Source organism: Labrenzia sp. THAF82, assembly GCF_009363435.1.
Lineage (GTDB): Bacteria > Pseudomonadota > Alphaproteobacteria > Rhizobiales > Stappiaceae > Roseibium > Roseibium porphyridii.
The window spans coordinates 4581100-4599751 of record NZ_CP045354.1; the positions used below are offsets into that span (position 1 = coordinate 4581100).

The window sequence follows — 18652 nt, forward strand, 5'->3', positions numbered from 1 at the left end:
TAGCAATGCAGAAATCAGTGATAAACGACTGTGACGTTCGTCACATTCTCAAAATTTTTTATTGCGGTTCATGATCTTGGCCTGCCAAGTGGCCGGAAACAGGCTCTATTCCGCCGCACTGACGGGAAGGTTTTTGGCCTGAACCGTGCCAACCGGGAACGGATCGAGCCAGTAAACTTCCATCAGACCGCTGCGTCCACGCAGGTGGTGCTCGCCAACAGCCCGCTGATTTCCTTCTTCCGGCAGCCTTGCAATCGTATCCGCGCTTGCCAGGATTGTGACGTCCGGGTGCCCCGGAACTTCCTTGCCGAGGGTCTGCAATCGCTCGGCTGCATTCACCGTGTCACCGACAACGGTATAGTTCCACCGGTCAAGGGCTCCCACGTTGCCGACAACGGCCGGTCCTGTGTGGATGCCAATTCGCAGGCACATCTCAGGCTTTCCGTTCTCTTTTGCCCTGGCATTGGCCTCACGCAACGCCGAAGCAATCCGGCGCGCCGTTCTGACGGCAGCTTCGGCGTGATCGTGTCGCGCATCGGGCGCGCCCCAAAACGCCAGCATGCCGTCACCGAGAAACTTGTCGACGGTTCCACCCTCTCCTTCAACCGCCTCCACAAGAATTGCGAAATGATCGTTCAGGAGGCCCGCGGTTTCCTCGGCACTCATGTGTTCGGAAAGCGCAGTGAAGCCAACGATATCGGTAAACAGGATCGTCAGTTCCGCTTCTCTTGCTTCGGCAGCTTCACCGCCTCCAAGGCGCATCAGCTTGATGAACAATGAACGCGGAACATAGGTGTTCATCGCCTTGAGGCCTTCAACCATGGTGTTGAAGGCAAGGGCAACCTGGTCAAGCTCAGCAACCCGGCTACGCGGCAACGGTTCGACTTCGTTCAAGGACAGTGTTCCGACACGTTCCGACTGAACGGCCAGTGTCCGCAAAGGCCGTGCAACCCTGCGTCCGATCCAGAAGGCAATCAGGACCGAGATGACCAGCGCTCCAAATCCGACAAACATGGAACCGGCCAAACGCTCGACTTCACGCGAGACCGTCGCCCCTAGAAAATACTGGCCGATTGTAAATGGCTTTTGGCTGAAACCGGAAAGCGCGGCCTTCATCAGGATGAATTCGGCGTCTCCAACCTGAACAAACGAAACCTCGATACCTAGGTCCGCTGCCTTTTCGAACTCGGTCAGCTTTTCCTCGTCCGACATTCCCGCCAGCACAGGATCCCCGGCAGTTGTGAGCGCACTGGGCAGCTTCGCCTTGATTTCGCTGCCGGTCTGCAAGTCACCGGTATCTGAGTGCATGATGACCCGGTTGTCGCCATCCAGAATGAAAACCGTATTGTCCCTGCCCTCGTCCTGAGAGGCCACGATATGAGTTAGGTCTTCCATGGAACTGGCGGCCGTCAACAGGCCCTTGACCTTGCCATCTTGCACGATCGGAACCGAGACATTTGCAAAAAGGCCGACTTCATGCTCCACCAGCGGACCCCAGCTCGGCGGGCTGTCGGCATCAAGTTTTGGCAAGGCCCTCGATGTCATGCCGGGCGGCGGAACATCGCTCTCGATACGCCACATTTTTCCATTTGGAGCGCGATAGATCCCCATGCGTTTGCCTGAGGGATCCGTTACCGCAAGTGTCGTAATATCGTTGTTGGAGTTGAGCGCTATTTTCAGGTCTTCGAGCGTACGCTCAGGGTTTTCAAAGCCGAGAGTGCCGTCGTCGAAATAGGGTTTTAGTCCAACAACCGCACTTTGTACCGAGCCGAAATGCGTGCGCAACTGTTGCTCAAGCGCCTGCGTGCTCAAAATCGCCTTGTCGTTCAAAAGCGAGAACGTGTTCTTGAAGTTGGCGGCGACGGAAAGACCAAGCACAAGGCCGATGGCGATTGCGACAAATGCCCCAAAGCCAAGTCCAACGACGGTGGCCAAGCGCAGCTTCAAACGCCGGTCATTCCGTGCTGTTTTTGCCATTGGCCATGATCCTCGATTTGCATCTGGCAGCTTACTAGCCTGAAAAGAGCCGTCAATTTAAGAGATGTAACAGTGTTATCGAAGCTGTCCCCAGCTCAGCCTTTGCTCACAGAAAACTGCCGAAGTGCAAGTTCCTGCAGCAAAATAATTGTCTTCGCATCCCTGATCTCGCCCGACCGCATCATGCCAAGTGCGTCACGCAGGGGAACATGAACAACCTCGATGTCCTCCCCTTCGTCTTCCGCGCCTCCGCCGACGGCCACCTTATTCTTCAAATGGTAAGTGCCAGTGAAAAATGCCAGATACTCGGTGACGGACCCTGGGCTCATATAGGCATCGAAAAGGTGATTGAGTTCGGAAACCTCAAATCCGGTTTCTTCGATCAGCTCCAGACGCATGCGTTCTTCCGGCTGCGCTCCTTCAAGCAACCCGGCGGGTGCTTCGATCAAAAACGGGTCTGAGCCGCTCAACCAGACCGGCAGCCGGAATTGTCTCGTCAGCAGCACACAATCCGTTTCCGGGTCGTGCAGAAGACAGGCTACGCCGTGGCCTCGATCATAGGCTTCACGGATCTGCTCCTGCCATCTTCCGTCCTTGCGGCGATAGTCAACCTTGAACTGGGTCAGCGTGCCCCATTCATTGGCCAGAACCTTGGTGCCCTTGACCTTCAGATACTCTGTATCTTTCACGCAATTCTCCAATTTTCAGGAGTCGGATTGCAGACCGAGCTCCTCAAGGATTTCTTCTGTGTGTTCTCCGAGCACAGGAGCCGCCTTTTCAAGAACGAGATTTCCATTCTTGAAGCTAATCGGCGTACGTACTGAAGAAACGTTTCCTGTCGCTGACTGCGATGCGGGAAGATCAACTTTCATGCCCCGGTGCCGAACCTGTTCATCGTTAAAGACATCTTCAACGGAATTGATCGGGCCGGCAGGAACGCCTTCCTTTTCCAGCGCGCTCAGAAGGTCGTCTCGGCGGTATCCGGCCATTGCCTCCGTCAGGAGAGGCACCAATTCATCGCGAGCGGCAACGCGCGCAGCGTTGGAAGCAAATTCGGCGCGCTTCGGCAGTTCAGGGCACCCCAAAACGTCACACAGTCTTACAAATTGACCATCGTTGCCGACGGCGATGATCAGGTGACCATCGGCGACAGGGAACACCTGGTAGGGAACGATGTTGGGATGCGCATTGCCAAGGCGTTTTGGCGTGTTGCCGGACACAAAGTAGTTCAGCGCTTGATTGGCGAGCACTCCGACCTGGGCATCCAGCAAAGCCATGTCGATCCACTCACCCTCGCCGGTCTGATCACGACGTCTGAGGGCAGCCAAAACTCCCACGACACCGTAAAGACCCGTGAAGATATCGGCAAAGGCAACACCGATTTTTTGAGGGTCGCCGTCAGGGTCGCCTGTCAGATCCATAATGCCGCCCATGCCCTGGATCATGAAATCATATCCAGCGCGGTGAGCGTACGGCCCGTCCTGACCGAACCCGGTGATCGAACAGTAGATCAGTTTCGGATTGACCTTGCTAAGGCTGTCATAGTCGAGGCCGTATTTCTCCAGGCCACCAACCTTGAAGTTTTCGATCAGAATATCGGCCTCGGCGACAAGACGCCGAACAATGTCCTGTCCTTCCTCGGTCCGGAAATCGACGGTGATTGAGCGTTTCCCCCTGTTACAGGCGTGGAAATAAGCAGCGTCACTGCGCTCATCTGCATCGCCATCCACAAATGGTGGCCCCCACCCTCTGGTGTCATCGCCTTGCGGACTTTCGACCTTGATAACATCAGCGCCAAGATCTGCCAGCGTCTGACCCGTCCAGGGACCAGCCAGAATTCGGGCAAGTTCAACAACCTTGATGCCTTCCAGTGGGGCGCTCATAGTCTTGATATCCTTGAACGGTCAGGAATGATCAGGTTTCCGAAACTTTACGGTAGATGTGATACCGGCCGGGATGAATGCCTTCCGGTTTGTCGAGCGTTTCGAAATTCGAAAGCTCCAGTTTCAATGCCGTCAGGACGAAACCGCCAACTGCCATGCGTTCGTTCAAAAGAGGCGCGAGCCAGTGAACGATGGCAAGGTCATTGGTCGGATCGGCAGAACCGATGTCAATATGGGCAAACGAGGCCTTTGCACCAACACGAGGTTCGCAAAATGCCAGTGTGTCGCGTATATCACCGAGGATCATATGGTCCGCATCCGGCGCGCAGCTCGGATGGCAATTCATGGCAAAATCAAATACGAAAATTTCCTTTTCTGGGTAGATTTCCCGAAGATGGTCATAGGTCCGGCCGTTTCCCAACCCCAGCTCCAGGACCGGTCCATCGACCTGATTGACCTTTTCGACCAGATACTCGAGCAAGATTTTCTGCGAGGTCATGCGGCGGATAAAGCTGTCCAGACGGCTCATTCAAAATGTCCCTTCAAGTGACGTTGCCCCTCACATAGACAAAGGCCGGAGCCGCGTCAAAACCTGTGCTTAAATTGCTGTCACCGGGTGCTGGAATTGGGGATCGACAGCGCGCCATGGAATCTAGACTTTGCCATGTTCCGCGATCATGTTAACGCGGGAACCCAATCCGCTGCCAACGCTTGGCCATTGTCACTCAGGAGATCCAGATGCGTTCTGAAACGGCGCCCGCCATCCGGCTGGAAGACTATCAACCGCCTGCTTATCGCATTGGGACGGTAGATCTTCGCGTCGAACTTGCGCCAAGCGAAACCATCGTAAGGGCGGTACTGTCCATAACGCGGCAAGACGGGACACACCCTGGAACCCCGCTGGAACTTGACGGCGACGATTTGGCACTGGTGTCCCTGACGATTGACGGGCGCGTGCCTGGCCAAGACGAATTCAACGCTGCACCGGATCGTTTGGAGCTATTCACGCCCCCGGCGGAGCCGTTTGAACTTGAGCTTGTTACCCGCCTTGACCCGGATGCCAATACCAAACTCATGGGGCTGTACCGTTCGTCCGGGACCTATTGCACGCAATGCGAAGCGGAAGGGTTCCGCCGTATCACTTATTTCCTCGATCGGCCCGACGTCCTATCCGTCTACACAACTCGACTGGAGGCTGAAAAAGACGCCTGTCCGGTTCTCTTGGCCAATGGCAACCTTATCGAAGAAGGTCTCCTTGGTGACAGCGGGCGGCATTTTGCAGTCTGGCACGATCCGCATCCCAAACCGGCGTATTTATTTGCGCTTGTTGCCGGTGACCTTGCCCGGGTTCCTGCCCGTTTCTCCACGCAATCCGGCAATGAAATTGCGCTCAACATTTATGTTGAACACGGCAAAGAAGATCGATGCGCCTGGGCTATGGACTCCTTGATACGTTCCATGCGTTGGGACGAAGAGGTCTTTGGGCTCGAATATGATCTGGACGTCTTCAACATTGTCGCCGTTTCGGACTTCAACATGGGAGCGATGGAGAACAAGGGCCTTAATATCTTCAACGACAAATATGTTCTCGCCGATCCGGAGACAGCAACCGATCAGGATTTCGCCAACATAGAAGCCGTGATCGCACATGAATACTTTCACAACTGGACCGGCAATCGCATCACCTGCCGAGACTGGTTCCAGTTGTGCCTGAAGGAAGGCTTGACGGTTTTCCGCGACCAGGAGTTTTCTTCCGATATGCGCTCCCGCGCCGTGAAGCGGATCGCAGATGTCAGATTGCTCAAATCCCACCAGTTTCCTGAAGACGCAGGCCCGCTTGCACATCCGGTCCGGCCAAGAACTTATCATGAAATCAACAACTTCTACACCGCCACAGTTTATGAAAAGGGTGCTGAAGTTGTCCGAATGCTAAAAACTCTGATTGGCGATAATGCCTTCAAGGCAGGACTTGATCTTTATTTTGAGCGACATGACGGCGACGCCACGACAATCGAGGCCTTCCTGGCATGTTTTTCCGAAGCAGCGTCAACCAATCTCGATCAGTTTTCGCGTTGGTATGAACAGGCTGGCACACCGGTTGTGACAGCCGAGACCGACTACGATGAGGGTTCCAAGACATTCACTGTATCGCTCTCCCAGGAAATTCCTCCTGTACCTGGTCAGAAAAACAGCAAACCGGCAGTAATTCCGCTGCGTTTCGGGCTCATTGGTGCAAATGGAAATGACCTCGATACCGGGGCTCCCGAGGGGACACGCCTGCAAGGCGACGTACTCATACTCAACAAGGCTCATCAGAAGATCACCTTCGACAATATTGCATCCCGTCCCGTCCTGTCACTGCTCAGAGGGTTTTCCGCGCCAGTCAGGCTCAATCAAAGCCTGTCACAAGACGAACTGGTGTTCCTCGCCGCCAAAGACAGCGATCCCTTCAACAGGTGGCAGGCCGTTCAAACCCTGTTGATGAAAGATCTCGTGCGACTGACCGGTGAAACGAGGCAGGGAAACCGCGCAGCACCGTCCTCGGATACAATTGCCGTGATCGGCAATGTTCTGACCGATGCATCGCTGGATGAAGCATTGCGCGCTCAGGCTCTAGTCCTGCCGAGTGAAGCCGATATGGCGCAGGAGATCGGCAAGAACGTTGATCCTGATGCCGTTTACGAGGCGCGCCAGCAACTGCGAAAGGCCATTGCAGGCGCTCACGGGGCTGAATTTCAGTCGATTGCCAAGTCTGCCATGCCAAACGGCCCCTTTTCTCCTGATGCTGCAAGCGCCGGCAAGCGCGCACTCGCCAATCGAGCGCTTTCCTTTATCGCCGTCTCTGAACTGGCAGGGGCTGCTGAAACGATCTGGGAACGTTTTGCCGCAGCGGACAATATGACCGACAGGATCTCCGCACTGACACTGCTTGTCCATGACCACCTTGCCAAGGAAGAAGAAGCTCTCGCCGCTTATTTCAAGCGGCATGAAAGCAATTCGCTGGCCATGGACAAATGGTTCATGACGCAGGCGACAGCCCCTGGAGCAGAAACTCTGGCAAAGGTTCGCGCACTCAAGACCCACCCGCTCTATGATGCCGGCAACCCGAACCGGGTGCGATCTTTGCTGCAATCCTTTGCAACAGGAAATCCGACACAGTTTGCACGAGGTGACGGTGCTGGATTTGAGCTTGTTGCCGAATCAGTATTGGAGATCGATCGCCGGAATCCACAGGTTGCTTCCAGGCTTTTGACCAGTTTTCGTTCGTGGCGCGCACTAGACCCACAACGTTCTGCCCTTGCTGAAACTGCCCTCTTGAGGGTTTCAACATTCGAAAATCTGTCAAGAGACAGTCGCGATATCGTCGACAGAACACTGCAATAGTGTGAAATACTGGAAAAGGTTAACGCAACAGCCGGTAAAGCGGCGCCGCGTTAACCATTTTCTTCTTGGTAAGGTCTGGACAAAAACTCATGTTTTGATTCAAATGGAAGTGATTCGGGGTCGACCCCGAGACGGCGGTTTTTGAGGCACACTTCCTATGGCGCGAGCATTGGCTGGCGACGCATCTGCGCGGCGCGGCGATAAGGAGTCAAACGGAGAAACAAGAACAAGCGACACCAGCTTGTCTCTCCGCTCTCTGCTCACTGCCCTCTCCTCAGGTCTGGCGAGATCAGACAGCCTGATGCGCCGTCTTATTCCGGGCCTCGCCATCATCTTCATCATCGTCCTTGCGATATTCCGAGCCGGTGAACTGGCAAACGGATATACAGACACGCAGCGCTCGGCGCAGACAACCCTCAGCCTGATGGCGACTGTCGTTTCAAACAGTCTCGAAGCATCAGAAACAACCCTGCCCGAAACCGGCTACAGGACAACGCTCAAGCGCATTCTCGCAGACAGTCTGCCAGCTGGAGCAACCAGCCAGGGACGCATCTACATTGTCGCCGACAAATCAGGCACTGTCGTTGCAACTGCGCCCATTCAACCTGGTCTTGAGAGCCGGCCGATCACCGACTTGCTCGGCCCGTCACAGCCACTGACAGTCTTTGGCGCACGGGCCGGTGTACTGTCCATTCCCGCAGACATCGGCGGCCTCGACCAGGAAGAGCAAGTTTTCGCGACAGTCCATCATTTGTCCGGTCGTCTTGGCATGATCGCCGTTATTCAGCCGGAAACGGACATCTATTCGAGCTGGCGCAACGATCTTTCGGCCAACGTAACCCTGTTCGTCGGAACGTCCCTGGTTCTTCTGGCCGTGATCTACGGCTTCTTCAGTCAGGCAACACGCGCGGAAACTGCCGACGAAATGTATGCGACCACAAGAGGACGCATTGATACCGCCCTCACCCACGGTCGCTGCGGTCTCTTTGACTGGGACCTTTCCAGAGGCCGGATGTTCTGGTCGTCTTCGCTCTACGAGTTGCTCGGGCGAGAGCCGAAAGACGATATTCTGAGCTTTGCAGATGTCGCAGACATCACGCACCCGGATGATATCGACCTTCTCGGCCTTGCAGAACACCTGCTTGAAAGCGGCGAAACACTGGTCGACGAGACTTTTCGCATGCGGCATTCAGACGGAAGCTGGATCTGGCTTCGCGCTCGCGGTGAGATCCAGTCAGAACCTGGCCGCGCAGAACCGCATCTCATCGGTATTTGCATCGACATCACCGAACAGCATGAGCTAGCGGAGCAAAGCCGAATGGCTGACCTGCGTTTGCGTGACGCGATCGAGACCATTTCGGAGGCTTTTGTTCTCTGGAATGCCAAAAACGAATTGGTCATCTGCAACTCCAACTATCAGTCACTGCACAGCCTGCCGAGCGCGGTCATCAAGGCGGGAACGCCCTATCAGGCTGTCATGGAGGCCGCATCCAATTCGGAAGTCGCACCGAAGCCGATCACCGTGACACAGCGTGGTGGAGCGCCTGAAGGCTCCTATGAGGCTCAACTGGAAGACGGCCGCTGGCTGCAGATCTCCGAGCGCCGCACCAAAGACGGTGGCTTCGTTTCCGTCGGCACCGACATTACCGCGCTGAAAAAGCACGAAGAAAAACTGATGGAGTCGGAGAAACGGTTGAAGGCCACGGTTTCCGATCTGCAGAAATCCCGTCAGACACTTGAAATCCAGGCACGCCAGCTCGTGGAAATGGCCGACAAATACCAGGAAGAAAAGACACGGGCTGAAGCTGCCAACCAGGCCAAATCAGAGTTTCTTGCAAATATTTCGCATGAGCTGCGCACACCGCTCAATGCGATCATCGGCTTCTCCGATATCATGACGCAAGAAATGTTCGGACCTCTCGGCACTGATCGTTACAATGACTATTGCAAGGACATCTATTCCTCCGGAACTTACCTGCTCAATGTGATCAACGACGTCCTCGACATGTCCAAAATCGAGGCCGGGCGCATGTCCATCGAAACCGAAATTGTCAGCGCGACAGCAGCGGCGGCAGATGCGGGTCGGATCGTTACTGGCGCGGCGACCGAAAAGAACATCACCGTGGTCGAGGACGTTTCGGACAACTACCAGGTGCTGGCAGACAAACGGGCGCTGAAGCAGATCCTCCTGAACCTGCTTGCCAATGCAGTGAAATTCACACCGGACAACGGCACAGTCACACTGCGGGCCATCCCGCGCGGCGACAAGCTGCGCTTCGAGGTGACAGACACGGGCATAGGCATATCCGAGCGCGACATAGAACGTCTCGCGCAACCGTTCGTGCAGGTTGAAAACCAGTTCACCAAGACCCACCAGGGCTCCGGCCTTGGACTGGCCATCGCGCGTTCACTCGTTGAACTTCATGGCGGCAAGTTGACAATTGAATCTGAGGTCAAAAAGGGTACGACCGTCAGCTTCACGCTTCCAATTGCCGAGGCAGAAGCCGCCTAGTCGCGCCGCGCAGACCGATCATTCCTCGATCTCGACTTTTCCAATCAATCGCACGAACACTGAACGAACTTTACTTTGCAGTTCCGCCAGCTCCGCCTCCAGTCGCACAAATGTCGGGCTCGAGGACGCCTGAACAAGCAGGTCAAGCACGCCACCTGGAGCCTCCGAAGGCACAAACTTGCCGGACAGCACAAGCCGAAGGATCTGCGTAAGTCTGTGATAGAGCCGCAGCGCCTCCAGCAACAACTCCGCATCGCCGAGTGCCAGAAAGCCAGCGTCCCGCAGTTTTTCCAGCGCCTCTTCTGTTCCCTGCGCCAGGATCTCTTTGCTCTTTTGGGCATTGGCCAGTTGCAGGAATTGAGCAATGAATTCGATATCGACCAAGCCACCGGCGACCTGTTTCAGGTCCCAGACATCTTTAGTTCCCTTTTCCTTTTCAATGCGCGCCCGCATGGCCCGCACGTCATTGGCAAGTTGCGCAAGATCCCGTGGTTTGGTCAGCGTCTCGCAGATGTTCCCGATAATCCTGGCTCTGAACTCCGGTGACGACGACGCAATCACTCTGGCTCGGGTCAAAGCCATATGCTCCCAGGTCCACGCTTCCTTTTCCTGGTAGGCGATGAAGCCGCCCAGATTTGTTGCCAATGGGCCAGCGTTGCCGGATGGACGCAACCTGAAGTCAACCTCATAAAGAGAGCCTTCTGCTGTGGGCGCAGACAGAGCGGTGACAAGCCTTTGCGTCAGGCGGGTGTAGTATTGTGAAATCGCCAATGGCCGTCGTCCGTCGGACTCTTTGACATCCTCCGGAGCTTCATAGAGCAAGATCAGATCGAGATCCGAGGCAGCGGTCATCTCACGTCCGCCAAGTTTACCCATGGCAAGAACCGCGACTTCTCCCCCTGGAACACTGCCGTGGTTCTCACCGACATGAGAAATCACCTGCCGCAGGATGCGGTCGACAACAACTTCGGCCAGTCTGGCCAAAGCAAACCCGACCCGGTCGGCGGAAAGCGTGTCTGAGATCAACCTCAAGCCGATCAGAAACTGCTGTTCCTGAGTAAAGATGCGCGCCCTGTCCAAGGCTTCTTCGTAAAAGCGAGACTGTGCAAGCGTACGATCAAGACCGACGCGAAACTCCTGTACGCTTGGCATGGCACCGAAGAAGGCCGGATCAAGGACCGCATCCAGAACATGCACGCGCTTTGAAACCGTTTCGGCCATGCGCGGGGCAGCTCCCATGGTCGTTGCAAGCAACGACAGCAACTGCGGGTTCGATCTCAAAAGCGAAAACAATTGCACGCCGGCGGGGAGTTTGGACAGGAAACTGTCGAATGCTCTTAGCGCCGAATCCGCGTTGTCCGTTGCCGCGAGCGCTCCGATCAGTGAGGGATGCATTTCGGTCAAGCGCTCACGGGCCTTGGTCGACCGTGTGCAGGGATAGCGGCCGAAGTGCCAGGATTTGACAATGTTGGCGGCCTCGGACGGCTGCTGAAAGCCGAGCCTCGCCAGGGTATCCAGCGTATCGGGATCATGATCATCACCGGTGAAGACCAGATTGCCCAGCTCTGACGACAAGCCGGGCTCGTCTTCGAAGAGTTCAGCATAGTGATGCTGCACCTTGCGCAGATGATCGAGCAAGACTTTCTCGAACTCAGGCAGGCCTTCAAACCCCATCAATGCGGCGACACGATTGAGACCCTCGCTGTCTTTTGGCAAAAGCTGGGTCTGCTCGTCATTCATCATTTGAATGCGATGTTCCACATCCCGCAAGAAGACATAGGCGTTCCTCAACTCATCTCTTGCGCGCACCCGGATCCAATCCGCATCGCAAAGCGCATCAAGCATTTCAAGTGTCCGGCGCCCACGCAGTTCAGGATTGCGGCCACCTGCAATCAGCTGCTGCGTTTGAACGAAGAATTCCACTTCTCGAATACCGCCACGTCCAAGCTTGACGTTGTGGCCAGCAACGGCAATGGCGCCGTGGCCTTTGTGCATATGGATTTGCCGCTTGATCGACTGCACATCCGAAATCGCTGCGAAGTCCAGATACTTGCGCCAGATAAAAGGCACAATTTCTTTGAGGAATTCCTCGCCTGCCGGAATGTCGCCAGCGCAAGGCCGGGCTTTGATCAGTGCTGCTCTCTCCCAATTCTGCCCGAGAGATTCATAGTAAACCAATGCTGCGGGAACGGACATTGCCAGCGGCGTTGCGCCCGGATCGGGACGCAGGCGCAAATCTGTTCGAAAGACGTAACCGTCTGCCGTTCTGTCCTGCATGATCTTTACCAGGCGACGGGTCATACGAACAAATTCTACAGGAGCTTCTGCATTGCCGGACATTGGTGCCTTGTCCGGGTCGTAGAGCACGATCAGATCGATGTCTGAAGAATAATTGAGTTCGTTTGCACCGTGTTTGCCCATTGCAAGCACGATCACTCCGCTGTCAACCTCAGGCCGCTCGGCGTCAACAGGCGAAAACTTGTTGCGGCGGGTCAGATCCTTGAGGCAAAACCGGATGGCTGCTGTCAGAGCCGCGTCGGCGAAACCGGCAAGCGCGCCCGTTACCTGGTCCAGCTCAATTGCTCCGCAGACATCCGCCAGCCCCAATGTCAGCGCAAGGTTCTGCTTGAACAGTCTGAGCGCTTGCATGATACCGTCTTCATCTTCCGCGACTGCATTTTCTGCTTCTGACAACAGTCGACCGATGCGCTCCTCTGGCACCTCCTGCAGCAAGGCCAACAAGCGCGGCGGATCAGCAAGCATCAGGTCGCGCAAATAAGGGGAATTGGAAATAATGCCTGAGAGAAATTCGCCCAGGTTCGGTTTTTCCCCGATCAGGTTTTTCAGGAGTTCGCCCGCTTCAGGATGATCCAGCAGGTCTTTCAGAAAAAGGTCTGCATGGTCCGGATCGGGCGTTGTCGGGACGATGGTTATCCGGTCAGCAAGAAGACCTCTGGTGCCAATTTTGCCATCAAGAGGGTTTCTCTCCGGTTTTCCCGTCTTGTCCATTTCCACTCCCGCTGCCATCCGGCTCTGCCGGCTTCAAGTCGATCCGGGCGGACAGGCCCGGCGTCTCATTCTTGAAGCGCAACTCTCCTCCATGCAAGCGGGCGACTGCCTTGACAAGGCTCAATCCAAGGCCGGTTCCAGGTTCTGAACGGCTTTCTTCTAGACGCACGAAGCGCTCTTTCACCCGGTCCTGATCCTTCTCCGGAATACCAGCACCGTTGTCGCTGACCGACAGCTGCACCCGGTCATCTTCCAGACGTGCCGACATTCGGATCACGAGATCACCTTCTATAGGGCGGCCATATTTCAAGGCGTTTTCAGTCAAGTTGACCAGAACCTGGCTGATCAGGTCCTTGTTGCATTCAGCGTATAGGCCGGCCGGCACGTCGGTCTCAAGGCGCCCGCCTTCATCTTCAACGAGCGGTTCATAGAGCTCTGCGATTTCCGCGACCATCTTGTTCAGATCTGTCGGCTCCATGACCGTTCCAGGCGCCATCGATTCAATTCTGGCGATCCTCAGCAATGCATTGAAAATCCGAAGCAGGTGGTCGGTCTCATCGAGTGTGGCTTCGAGAGCGTCGCGATACCCCTCTTCTCCCTTTGCATCGCGCAATGCGATTTCGATGCGTGTCTGAAGGCGCGTCAGAGGCGTTTTCAAGTCATGGGCGATGTTGTCGGTCACGTCTTTCATCGACTGCATGAGCAGCTCGATGCGTTCCAGCATGGTGTTGAGATTGATCGCAAGCCGATCGAATTCATCATTATTGCCCGCAACAGACAGCCGGCCTGTCAAATCGCCGTGCATAATGGTCCGGCTGGTGGCGGAGATATCGTCGATACGCTTCATCACGCGGCTGTTGACAAAGAACCAGGTGATCGCGCCCATCAGAACAATAACGACGAGCCAGAGCCGCAGCGCGTTCGCCAACAAATTGGAGAATTTCAGCTGATCGCCGAGGTCCCGTCCGACAAGAAGACGAAAGCCGCCGCGCAGCTCAAACGTGCGCACCATGGCCTGGCGTTCAATATCTTCGGTATTCTGACCAAGCCTCGTGTAGCGTACGCGGCGCAATCCGCCATCGGCTTCTTCGAGCACAACGGTCGGAAGGCGGGCAATGTTTCCGACCAGGGCATTGCCGGCAAAGTCGGTTAGCAGATAGAGACTGGCATCAGGATGTCTGGAGCGACGGTCGATGGTTTCCACCAGATCACGGACGCCACCGCGAACGTACACATCCGCCAATCCCTTAAGCTCGGAATCGACGGATTGAACGACCTGCTCGGACATCAGGTGGTCGGTGTTTTCAGCCACGTAAACGACCAGAAAACCGGACATGACCGTGAAAACGCCGACATAGAGCAACGACAGCTTGAATGCCGTCGTTCGGGTAAATCTAGTGAGCCGCGTCACGGATCGTGTATCCAGCACCTCTGATGGTGTGCAGAAGCGGTGTGGCGAAGCCCTTGTCGATCTTGCCACGCAAGCGCGAGATATGAACGTCGATCACATTGGTTTGCGGGTCGAAATGATACTCCCAGACATTTTCCAGAAGCATAGTGCGGGTGACCACCTGACCGGCATTCTGCATCAGGTATTCCAGCAAACGGAATTCTCGAGGTTGAAGAGGGATTTCGGTTTCGCCCCGGCGGCAGGAATGCGCCATACGGTCAAGTGTCAGATCACCGACGGTATAGGTTGTTTCGACCTGGCTGGCGGATTTCGGCCGTCTGGCAAGCGCTTCGACACGCGCCTGGAGTTCGGTAAAGGCATAAGGTTTGGGCAGATAGTCGTCACCGCCGGCTTTCAGGCCCTTGACCCGGTCATCCACCTGACCGAGGGCGGAAAGGATCAACACCGGTGTATGATTGCCTTCGTCGCGAAGCTGCTGAATCACGGACAGTCCATCCAGCCGGGGCAACATGCGGTCGACAATGAGGATGTCGTAGTCGCTGTCCAGCGACATCTGCAATCCTGTCTGCCCGTCTGCGGCCTGGTCGGCCGTGTGCCCGAGTTCGGTCAGGCCCTTCACGAGGTAGCTGGCCGCTTCGGGATCATCTTCGATAACAAGAATCCTCAACATAGCTTCCTTTTACCGTGAGTTGCGCAGAATGAAAATGGCTGGCGGCGGCGATGGATGTGAGACGCCGCCGCCAGTCAGTGCGGGTTTAGAGGCTAAACCCTAGGCAAAGACCGGCCTGTCGGGGTTTGGGGGCAGAGGGCAGGCCGGTCTTGCCACACAGGGGCCGGTCCGGGGCGGGACCGGGTCCTGATCAGGCAAGGTTCATGGGAAGCGCCACGAACCGTGTTGAGTTGTTGGTCTCGACCCTGAAGAGAACCGCCTTGCGGCCGTCCTTCTCGGCCTTGTCGAGTGCCTTGAGAACATCTTCCGGGTTGCTCACCTGCATCCCGGCGACTTCAAGAATGACGTCACCAGTGCTGAGACGCTTTTCGGCTGCAGGGCTTTCCGGATCGATCTCCGCAATCACAACGCCCTTGCCTTCCATACCGGCTTCGGACTTGGTGGTCAGAACCAGGCCCAACTCATCAAGGCTGGTTTTTGTTTCTTCGACCTGAGGCTGTTCGACAGCAGCCTGTTCCTGCTCCTTCAGACGGCCGAGTGTAACGGTCACGTCCTGTTCTTCGCCGTCACGCCAGATGGTAACGTCAACCTTGGTGTCGGGCTCATAGGCAGCAACGATCTTGGACAGATCACGAGGCCCTTCGACGCTGGTGCCGTCCACCGCGAGGATGGTGTCGCCTGAGCGCAGGCCAGCCTTCTGAGCCGGGCTGTTTTCCTGCGCTTCCGCGACGATGGCGCCGCGGGCCTGATCAAGGCCAAGGCTTTCCGCGATGTCATCGGTCACGTTCTGGATCTGAACACCCAGCCAGCCGCGTACGACTGTACCGTCGTCCTTCAGCTCCATGATGACATCTTGCGCGGTCGAAGCCGGGATTGCGAAGGCAATACCGACATTGCCACCTGACGGCGAGAAGATCGCCGCATTCACACCAATCACCTCACCCTTCATGTTGAAAGCCGGACCACCGGAGTTTCCGCGATTGACTGGCGCGTCAATCTGGATGAAGTCGTCGTAAGGACCGGCGCCAATATCGCGTCCACGAGCAGATACGATACCTGCAGTCACAGAACCGCCGAGACCGAACGGATTGCCGATTGCAACTGTCCACTCTCCGACTTCCGGAGCATCATCGGCAAAATCGACGTAAGTTAAGTCCTTGTCGGCTTCGACTTTCAGTAGCGCCAAATCTGTGCGCTTGTCAGCGCCGATCAGGGTTGCGTTGTACTCGTCACCATTCTGGTCGATGACCGTAAATTCGGTACCGCGATCAATCACGTGATGATTGGTGACAACAAAACCATCTTTGGAGATGAAGAAGCCGGAGCCCTGAGACATGCCGAACTGACGCGGATTGCGACGCTCGCGCTGGCCTTCTTCAGCACCAGGGTTTCCAAAGTCACGGAAGAAGCGTTCAAACGGATGCCCGTCCGGCAGGCCTTTGAAGAATTCCTGGGATCCTTCTCTGCCATTGAAGTTCATCATGCGGGGCTCAACTGCCTGCTTCACGCGAACACTGACAACGGCAGGGCTTACGGTGCTGACAACGTCAGAAAAGTCCGCCGGAGACGCTGCATTCACGCGTACAGCTTCGGCGTGCGCCAACTGGCTGGGGACAATGGTTTGCGCGGTCAAAAGACCCGCAGCGCCGAGCGCGAATACTCCTGCCAGTAATTTGGCGCGGCGAGACCGCAAGGGAGAAACTGACCGACCGTTTTGCATATTATCTTCCTCTGTAGACTTTCAAATTGAAGGTCGTTGCAGGAACGTTTGCGGGGACTCACGTTCCGGTTCGAGAAAGAACTTAGGTAATCGTTCCTTACAGCCGCCTGTCGGTGGCATTACGTTTTTGTAAGATTGTGCTGAAGGGGCGCAGTTTCGGTAAAAGCCCACTGACTTCTGCGCTGTTGCTCATACAAAAAAGAGGAATGGCGAATGGTCTCTTCGGTCGGAACCAACCATTGCAGAGTTGCTTCCTACGACGAGGGGTCTGGAAACAACACTGGCGCGTTCCCCGCCGTCCATTTCGACCATTTGGGCATTACGGCTTGAAACTGTTCAGAAGTCTCAAATGCAGTAAGCCATGCTTTGATGGCAGTCCAAGCCTCTTCGTCGAACCATGTTCGGTCGGAATTGGCAAACTGACGGACAAAGGGAAGAATTGCGTAGTCGGCAAGTGACGCACGTTTTCCCATCAGCCAGGGGCCTTTCGACAAGCGCTTTTCCCACTGCCAGAGGATATCGGACGCAGCACCGCGCTCAGTTTCACGGTCAGCGTCCTGGTAGCGGGTATCGTATTTGTAACGGTCAAGATGGCGCTTGAATGGGCCGTCGCACATCTCGATCAACTCGAGTGCCTCATCAAGCGTCCCAACTTCGGGCTGCAACCAATGCTCTGGATCAGATTGACGCAGCGTCCACAGCATGATGTGCAAACTTTCATCGAGCACAGTGTTCCCTTCCTTCAGGCAAGGAACTGTTGCCGATGGCGACGTTTTCAGAAATTCAGGAGCCTTGTCACGCAGTACAATCTCGCGCAGTTCAACTGTTTTTCTGCTCGCGTGAAAAGCAAGACGCGCTCGAATTGCATAGGGACATCGCCGAAAGGAGTACAGAATTGGGTAGGTATTCATGCTTATTCTTTACTTCAATCATAAAGTGCAAAAAACACATTATGAAACCAATCAAATGCAACCTAAAGGCTTTTTCTTCACCGGTTGTAAATGAATTGCAGTGATACTTTTGACTTAGGATATCAACATGACTGAGTCGCTCCTTCAACTTGCAAAAGACAGTTCCGCCGACAAGAAACACGAGCTCGCAGAGCACGTGACCGGACTGCTTGTAGCACGGGCAAGCGACACTCGATCAGAAGAAACCAGTCTCCTGAACAATATGCTCGAAGGCGTTTACGATTCTCTGGAATTGGAAGCCCGGAAAACGATGTCCGAACGCCTTTGCACTGTTGAGGCGACTTCAAACAAGCTTGCCGTAGCAATGGCGGGCGATGAATTGCCGATTGCTCAGGCGGTTCTTGAGCGATCCAATTCCCTTCGCGAGGAAGATCTTCAGAACATCGCTGCAACCAAGGACGAAGCCTATCTGCTTGCGTTGGCCAAACGCGACCACATCAGCAAGGATCTTGGCGGTATTCTCGTCAAACGCGGCAGCAAGAAGGTTAAGCATGCGGTCGCTGCAAATCTGGGCGCCGAGATCACCATGCCGGTGTTCGAGACCCTGGTTAAGGACATGCCCAAACAGCTGGGTGATCGCATCCGGCATCTGCGCAAGTCGAATGACGAACTGCTTGAGGACCTTTTCAAGGACGACGGAGAAATCGCTGCCGGCAAAGAGCTTGTCAAACGCCCGTCAAAGATCAGTCCGAAAGCCTGGCTGATGGGCATCAGGCTGAAGAAAACCAATCTGAACAAGGCAATCTATCAGCTCTCCATCGAGCATAATCTTCTGGATGCCGTTGCACTGTTGTCCTTTTTCTGCGGACTGGACATGAAGTATGTTCACAACCTGATGGTTCGCTTTGATTCAACAGGTATCGCAACAGTTTGCCGTGCAACCGGTATTGGCGCGAAGGAATTTCAAGCCATCTGCAAGGAACGCTGCAAGCACTTGAAGTTTCCCGAAAGCACAGGCAGCAAGTGGTTGACCAACTATCACATGCTTGATGAGACCGATGCTCGGCGCTTGCTGTCGCTCATGAAGATGAAGCTGAAGGCGACAAAACAGGAAAAGGCCGCCTGACCGTTCTCAGAACGGCGAAGGCCATTTGCATTCACGTCTTTTTATTGAA

General features: G+C 55.3%; 12 protein-coding genes. 3 read left to right on the top strand and 9 right to left on the bottom strand.

The window, feature by feature from the left end:
* Positions 1-105: 105 nt before the first annotated feature.
* The 4 genes from FIV00_RS21105 to FIV00_RS21120 form a co-directional block, all read right to left on the bottom strand.
* Positions 106-1977, bottom strand: coding sequence for an adenylate/guanylate cyclase domain-containing protein (locus FIV00_RS21105; protein WP_152502607.1), 1872 nt, complete (start codon positions 1975-1977; stop codon positions 106-108).
* Positions 1978-2072: 95 nt separating this feature from the next.
* On the bottom strand, positions 2073-2666 hold the full coding sequence (locus FIV00_RS21110) for an NUDIX domain-containing protein (RefSeq protein ID WP_152502608.1): 594 nt from the start codon (positions 2664-2666) through the stop codon (positions 2073-2075).
* A 15-nt stretch (positions 2667-2681) separates the two neighbouring features.
* Entirely contained in the window at positions 2682-3860 is a 1179-nt protein-coding gene (locus FIV00_RS21115; RefSeq protein ID WP_152502609.1) for a CaiB/BaiF CoA-transferase family protein, read from the bottom strand.
* A 31-nt stretch (positions 3861-3891) separates the two neighbouring features.
* On the bottom strand, positions 3892-4389 hold the full coding sequence (locus FIV00_RS21120) for a class I SAM-dependent methyltransferase (protein ID WP_152502610.1): 498 nt from the start codon (positions 4387-4389) through the stop codon (positions 3892-3894).
* 209 nt (positions 4390-4598) lie between these two features.
* Between FIV00_RS21120 and pepN the strand changes: the two genes are divergently transcribed.
* Together pepN and FIV00_RS21130 are read left to right on the top strand one after the other, a co-directional pair.
* Positions 4599-7244: an aminopeptidase N gene (pepN, locus tag FIV00_RS21125; RefSeq protein ID WP_152502611.1), complete on the top strand. Its 2646-nt coding sequence runs from the start codon at positions 4599-4601 to the stop codon at positions 7242-7244.
* A gap of 301 nt (positions 7245-7545) precedes the next feature.
* Entirely contained in the window at positions 7546-9756 is a 2211-nt protein-coding gene (locus FIV00_RS21130) for an ATP-binding protein (protein ID WP_371419542.1), read from the top strand.
* 18 nt (positions 9757-9774) lie between these two features.
* Here the strand turns inward: FIV00_RS21130 and FIV00_RS21135 are convergent, their stop codons facing one another.
* The 5 genes from FIV00_RS21135 to FIV00_RS21155 all read right to left on the bottom strand — a co-directional run bounded on the left by FIV00_RS21135 (position 9775) and on the right by FIV00_RS21155 (position 17477).
* On the bottom strand, positions 9775-12765 hold the full coding sequence (locus FIV00_RS21135; protein ID WP_152502613.1) for a bifunctional [glutamine synthetase] adenylyltransferase/[glutamine synthetase]-adenylyl-L-tyrosine phosphorylase: 2991 nt from the start codon (positions 12763-12765) through the stop codon (positions 9775-9777).
* The gene (locus tag FIV00_RS21140; protein WP_152502614.1) at positions 12728-14176 is read right to left on the bottom strand and encodes a HAMP domain-containing sensor histidine kinase; all 1449 of its coding nucleotides are present in this window, start codon (positions 14174-14176) and stop codon (positions 12728-12730) included. The genes FIV00_RS21135 and FIV00_RS21140 overlap by 38 nt, the downstream gene beginning before the upstream one ends.
* The gene (locus tag FIV00_RS21145; protein WP_173006089.1) at positions 14160-14846 is read right to left on the bottom strand and encodes a response regulator transcription factor; all 687 of its coding nucleotides are present in this window, start codon (positions 14844-14846) and stop codon (positions 14160-14162) included. Before FIV00_RS21145 ends, FIV00_RS21140 begins: the two co-directional genes overlap by 17 nt.
* A 190-nt stretch (positions 14847-15036) precedes the next feature.
* A complete protein-coding gene (locus FIV00_RS21150; RefSeq protein ID WP_152502615.1) occupies positions 15037-16566 on the bottom strand; it encodes a Do family serine endopeptidase in 1530 nt (509 codons plus the stop codon).
* A 254-nt stretch (positions 16567-16820) separates the two neighbouring features.
* A complete protein-coding gene (locus FIV00_RS21155) occupies positions 16821-17477 on the bottom strand; it encodes a glutathione S-transferase (protein WP_152502616.1) in 657 nt (218 codons plus the stop codon).
* Between the two features lie 127 nt (positions 17478-17604).
* On the opposite strand from FIV00_RS21155, the gene FIV00_RS21160 reads away from it, so the two are divergent.
* Positions 17605-18603, top strand: coding sequence for a DUF2336 domain-containing protein (locus FIV00_RS21160; protein WP_152502617.1), 999 nt, complete (start codon positions 17605-17607; stop codon positions 18601-18603).
* Positions 18604-18652: the final 49 nt, after the last annotated feature.